The sequence below is a fragment of the Acetivibrio ethanolgignens genome, assembly GCF_001461035.1.
Classification (GTDB): domain Bacteria; phylum Bacillota; class Clostridia; order Lachnospirales; family Lachnospiraceae; genus Velocimicrobium; species Velocimicrobium ethanolgignens.
The window spans coordinates 1-2,321 of record NZ_LNAM01000060.1; the positions used below are offsets into that span (position 1 = coordinate 1).

Below are 2,321 nucleotides of genomic sequence, written 5' to 3' on the forward strand. Positions count from 1 at the left end.
TAGCATTTGTACATTTTTATTTTGGATTTTTTGTACATATATATTGTACCATTTATATGTGAGGACTGCGGTGCCATACAGATCCATTACAATTCCTGCCGTAACCGTTGCTGTCCCATGTGTCAGGCTGTTCCGAAAGAAATGTGGATGGATGCCCGCAGGGAGGATGTCCTTGATGCGCCTTATTTCCATCTGGTTTTTACTGTTCCTGATATTTTAAACCCTGTCATTTACAGCAACCAAAAGCTTCTTTATGATGCCTTATGCCATGCAGCTTCTTCGACTATCAGCGAGCTGGCTTCCGACCCAAAACATCTCGGCGCAAAGGTGGGGTACATCTGCATTTTACATACATGGGATTCTGAAATGAACTTTCATCCTCACATCCATACCATCCTGCTGGGTGGAGGGCTAACTTCCAACAACCAGTGGAAGGACAATGGTGAAAATTTCTTCCTTCCAATCCGGGTCATCTCCAAAGTGTTCCGCGGAAAATATCTGGAGGAGCTAAAGAGGCTGTGGGAAGAGGATAAACTGGTATTTCATGGTACTGCAGAAAAGTTCCGTAACCATTATACATTCAATGGTGCCCAATCAGTAATTAAATACCTTGGTAGGTATACTCACCGCATTGCCATCAGTAATCACCGCATCGTCCGTATGGATAATGATGCCGTTACATTCTCAGTAAAGGATTACTGTAATGAGGGGCAGTGGAAGGAAGTGACCATTTCAGGTGCGGAGTTTATCCGGCGGTTTCCCATGCATGTACCACCAAGGCGTTTTGTACGTATCCGACACTATGGGTTGTTATGTTCACGTACCAAAAATCAGAAGCTCACTCTTCGCAGAAATCTCCTTGGCTGCCAGAAGTACATTTCCAGGCTTCGTGATATGGAAATGCCAGAAGTGCTTGAACAGCTTTATGGTGTCAAAGTATGTGTGTGTAAAGCATGTAGTGGGCATCTCGGAAAGTCACAGATGAGAATGCCACTGCGCTGCTAAAGAGCAACATCTCATACTTTTAAAAGCCTCAGTTTCTGAGGTTTTATCGTCATGCCCATTTGCCTGTTTTTCATGAAATGCTGTAGCTTTCATACCGAAAATCATATATAATCATGGACAGGAACAAAGAATTGAAAGTCCATAGGTTGCGGTTGCCTGGACCCTCACTTTGTTCAATTAGGTCAAATCGAAAATGGTGTAAACGAAAGGGCAGCTCCCTGCAATGTCAAAGCTGCTTTTTCGTTTACACCATCATCGATTGTAACCTAAAGAATTTATTGCTCAGTTTCGTAAATGATATTGCCTGAATGATAAATTGTTAGCGTTAGTTCAATGAAATCATCCTTTTCAGGCAAAATTAAATAGCCATTATAAACCACAGAATTATATCCATAGCTTTCATCAACCACTTCAAAAGAGAAATTTGTATATTCCCTAAGGAAATCTAACAAAGCAAGCTTTTTTCCATTGAATGCTCCAAAGTTACCATTATCACTTAATAAATAAGCAAAGCAAAAATCATAATCTACTTCTTCAATAGAAATATTACCATTTACTTGTTGGTAAGGTTCTGTACATGCTACATACCCATTTTCAAAGTATAACTTTAATGACTTCTCCATGCTTTCTATTTTACATATTCTCATATCATGAAGGCTATATGGAACATCTGCCTTATATTTGTATAATGTAATCATCATTTACCCTCCACAAATCGTTATTTTCTTGTTCTTTCATAATCTGCTACTCTTGGAAATTCCTTTCCATTTCTGAATGCATAATATTTTCTTAATGCATTTTGCCCAGGTGTATGTGCTGGGTCATCAACCTTTTGTAACTCAATGATTGCCCTATACATTTCTTCATCATCAGCAACTATAACATCAAGGTCTTTACCAATAATATCCATAACATCGTTGGCTTTGCTCTTTCGGGTATTTATTCCATTTAGAGATAATCCTTGACTCTCAAGAAATCTTACATATCCTTCCTCATCCATTATATCTGCCTCCTTTTACTTGATACCCTTATTCTAGCATAAAATTTTGCAGCCATCGTATGATTTTACAAAATCATACACAGTTGCAATCAGACACCAACAGTCCTCTCGTATCATACACACTTTCAGAAGTGTCATTTCCACATTGATTTTGATTTATCTGCCTTGATATTTCCGGCAGGGTCAGTACGAATGTATATATTATCCATATTCCATCGAAGGACGGTATGCCCTCCGTGTGCAATCCTCTGCTCAAGTGTCACGCGTCAAATTATAATTCTCTCCTGTCGCAATCCTGCCGCAGATTAAATCCTAC

General features: G+C 39.3%; 2 protein-coding genes and 2 pseudogenes. 1 reads left to right on the top strand and 3 read right to left on the bottom strand.

What is annotated here, in order from left to right; all coding sequences use genetic code 11:
• Positions 1 to 54 precede the first annotated feature (54 nt).
• Positions 55 to 1,005: pseudogene (locus ASU35_RS04045) on the top strand (IS91 family transposase); the annotation flags it as partial.
• 275 nt (positions 1,006 to 1,280) lie between these two features.
• Here ASU35_RS04045 and ASU35_RS04050 read toward each other — a convergent pair.
• The 3 genes and pseudogenes from ASU35_RS04050 to ASU35_RS20070 form a co-directional block, all read right to left on the bottom strand.
• Positions 1,281 to 1,706, bottom strand: coding sequence for a hypothetical protein (locus ASU35_RS04050; protein ID WP_242861194.1), 426 nt, complete (start codon positions 1,704 to 1,706; stop codon positions 1,281 to 1,283).
• 17 nt (positions 1,707 to 1,723) lie between these two features.
• Entirely contained in the window at positions 1,724 to 2,005 is a 282-nt protein-coding gene (locus tag ASU35_RS04055) for a hypothetical protein (RefSeq protein WP_058351781.1), read from the bottom strand.
• Between the two features lie 73 nt (positions 2,006 to 2,078).
• Positions 2,079 to 2,271, bottom strand: a pseudogene (locus ASU35_RS20070) (terminase large subunit); the annotation flags it as partial.
• Positions 2,272 to 2,321 lie beyond the last annotated feature (50 nt).

Excerpts from the sequence above, each read along its gene's own strand:
- ASU35_RS04050 (WP_242861194.1), bottom strand. The coding sequence starts at position 1,706 with ATGATGATTACATTATACAAATATAAGGCAGATGTTCCATATAGCCTT.
- ASU35_RS04055 (WP_058351781.1), bottom strand. The coding sequence starts at position 2,005 with ATGGATGAGGAAGGATATGTAAGATTTCTTGAGAGTCAAGGATTATCT.